The sequence below is a fragment of the Phenylobacterium sp. genome, from assembly GCF_028290885.1.
In the GTDB taxonomy this organism is placed as follows: domain Bacteria; phylum Pseudomonadota; class Alphaproteobacteria; order Caulobacterales; family Caulobacteraceae; genus Phenylobacterium.
Window position 1 is genome coordinate 1 of sequence record NZ_JAQGIZ010000151.1, and the last position, 2966, is coordinate 2966.

The window sequence follows — 2966 nt, forward strand, 5'->3', positions numbered from 1 at the left end:
ACTTCCAGTCCAACGGCGCGCTGGCCGCCGCCAAGCGCGTGGGCAAGAACCCGCGCGAGATCGCCACCGCGGTCGCCGAGCGCCTGGCCGCCGATCCGCGCCTCTCGGCGGTGGAGGTCGCAGGCCCCGGCTTCATCAACCTCAAGCTCACCGACGCCGCCCTGTCCGAGCGCGCCCAGGCGATCGCCGACGATCCCCGGCTGGGCGCCGAGCGGGTGGCTGGGCCGCGCCGGGTGCTGGTCGACTACGGCGGCCCCAACGTCGCCAAGCCGATGCACGTCGGCCACCTGCGCGCCTCGATCATCGGCGAGGCGATCAAGCGGCTCTACCGCTTCCGCGGCGACACCGTGCTGGGCGACGCCCACTTCGGCGACTGGGGCTACCAGATGGGCCTCTTGATCGGCGCGGTGATGGACGAGAGCCCCGCCATCGCGCAGGCCGTCGAGCGACTGAACGCCGGCGAACCCGCCGACGCCCAGGCCTTCGAAACCGTGAGCCTGGCCGACCTCGACCGCCTCTATCCGGAAAGCGCCGCCCGCGGGAAGGACGACGCCGCCTACCGCGACCGCGCCCGCAAGATCACCGCCGGCCTGCAGGCCAGGCGGCCGGGCTACTATGCGCTCTGGCAGCGGTTCCGCGACGTGACCCGCGTGGCCCTGGAGCGCGACTTCCATGCGCTCGGCGTCGACTTCGACCTCTGGAAGGGCGAGAGTGACGCCGATCCCCTGATCGAGCCCATGGTCGCCGAGCTCGACGCCAAGGGCCTGCTGGTCGACGACCAGGGCGCCCGGATCATCCGCGTCGTCCGCGAGGGCGACAAGAAGGAGCTCCCGCCGCTCCTGGTGGTCTCCTCCGAGGGCTCGGCGATGTACGGCACGACCGACCTCGCCACCATCCTCGACCGCAGGCAGACCTTCGATCCGGACCTGGTCATCTACTGCGTCGACCAGCGGCAGGCCGACCATTTCGAGATCGTCTTCCGGGCCGCCTACCTGGCCGGCTACGCGTAGCAGGGCCAGCTGGAGCACGTCGGCTTCGGCACCATGAACGGGACCGACGGCAAGCCCTTCAAGACCCGAGAGGGCGGCGTGCTGAAGCTCGCCGACATGATCGAGATGACCCGCGAAAAGGCCCGCGAGCGGCTGCACGAGGCGGGCCTCGGCGAGGACCTGCCCGCCGACGAGTTCGAGGACATCGCCGGCAAGGTCGCCGTCGCGGCGCTGAAGTTCGCCGACCTGCAGAACTTCCGCGGCACCTCCTACGTCTTCGACCTCGACCGCTTCACCAGCTTCGAGGGCAAGACCGGCCCCTACCTGCTCTACCAGGCCGTCCGCGTGAAATCCCTCTTGCGCCGCGCCCAGGCCGAGGGCGCAACCGCCGGCCCCATCGCCGTCGCCGAGCCCGCCGAGCGCGAGCTCGTCCTCACGCTGGACGCCTTCGAGACCGCGCTCGCCGAGGCCTACGACCGGCAGGCCCCCAACGCGGTGGCCGAGCACGCCTATCGCCTGTCCCAGGCCTTCTCCAAGTTCTACGCCGCCTGCCCGATCCTGCAGGCCGAGCCCGCCGTCCGCGGCTCCCGCCTGGCGCTCGCCCGGACCACGCTTGCCCAGCTCGAACAGGCGCTCGACGTCCTCGGCATCGCCGTCCCGGAGCGGATGTAAAAATCTACGACGGCTCGGCCGGCCCGATCACCTTCAGGCCCCTGGCCTCCAGCTGCTGGATGACTCCGTCCTGCGCCAGCAGCCGGCGCAGGCTCACCACCGCCACGGCGTGGCCGGGGATCTTCAGCGCGTCGGCGATGTGGTTGGCGTTGACCCGGGTGGCGCTGCGCCACAGGTCCGCCCCGCCGCTCAGCACCAGCAGGCAGCGGTCGAAGCTGCGCGGGGCGGTGAGCGCGAGCTCGACGTCCCCCACCGCCCAGCCCTCGGCGGACCGCCGCATGCGCGCCGCGCCGGCGTCGACGTCCTCCAGCGCCCCCTCCAGGCAATCCCTCTGGAGCTGCGGCGTCAGGCCCGCCGCCCCGGCGTCCCGGAACTGCGTCGGCGCAGACCGCGAGGCCCCCACCGTCGGCGCCCTGTGCTTGCGCGCCAGGTCCCGCACCACGTCCTCGACGGAGACAGCGCCCTCGACCGCATAGGCGTCCTGCACCAGCAACTGGCCGGCCGCCACCGGCTGCCAGCCGGAGTAGCGCTCGGCCGGCTGGCCGAGCCGCTCGCGCGCCGCCACGAACCGGGCGCGCAGCGGCGGCGCGAGCCCGGCTTCCATCGGGGTGCTGGATCGCATCTTCGAGCGGACGCCCAGCAGCGCCGGGCCCTCGCGCAGCCCCGCCGTCAGCCTGGGGCCCATCACCACCGAATGCGCGCCCTTCACCCGCTGCTCGAGCAGGTTGCGATCCCAGGCGATCCCGGCCGGCAGCGGCGCGCCAAGCGTCCCCAGGATGTAGACCGTGGTGTCGGCGTCCTTCACCCGCCACCAGGCCGGGCCGCGCTCGTGGGCCATGACCACCCGCCGTTCGACGATGGTGGCCTCGGGATCCTCGACGCTGCGGCGCGGCACGCTCGCCGCCGTCGCCGCCAGCACCGCGGCCAGCGCTGCCGCCAGCGCCACCGCCCAGCGCCACTTGCCGATCCGCCGCATGACGAATCCCTGACCCCGTACCAACGTTATCCGAACCATGCGGCCAAACCGCGCCGCTGGAAAGCCCGCGCTCCGCTCCACCGAAGGTTCAAGCCACGGAAAACACGGAAAGAGCACGGAAGGCGCGAAGCGCGCCAAGCCCACCCCGGCCAACGGACCGGACCCCCTATCGCTCCAAAAATCAGGGACGCCCCACCGGCGCGCAGCCTCGCCGGATCAACTGTTCCTTGAGCGGGAACGATCGCCCCCCCTCCGCGGGTTGGCGCGGTAGGGACGGGGGCGGCGAGCCCGATAAAAAATCAAGGGATTAGCCATGAGCGAGTGGAACA

General features: G+C 72.2%; 1 protein-coding gene and 1 pseudogene. One reads left to right on the forward strand and one right to left on the reverse strand.

Features of this window, described 5'->3' with window-relative positions; all coding sequences use genetic code 11:
• Nucleotides 1-1661 (forward strand): annotated as a pseudogene (gene argS / locus JWP28_RS10255) (arginine--tRNA ligase); the annotation flags it as partial.
• 4 nt (nucleotides 1662-1665) lie between these two features.
• On the opposite strand, the gene JWP28_RS10260 reads toward argS, so the two are convergent.
• Entirely contained in the window at nucleotides 1666-2637 is a 972-nt protein-coding gene (locus JWP28_RS10260) for a TraB/GumN family protein (RefSeq protein WP_299542667.1), read from the reverse strand.
• Nucleotides 2638-2966 lie beyond the last annotated feature (329 nt).

Bases quoted from the DNA above. Each gene is read 5' to 3' on its own strand.
- JWP28_RS10260 (WP_299542667.1), bottom strand. From the start codon at position 2,637: ATGCGGCGGATCGGCAAGTGGCGCTGGGCGGTGGCGCTGGCGGCAGCG.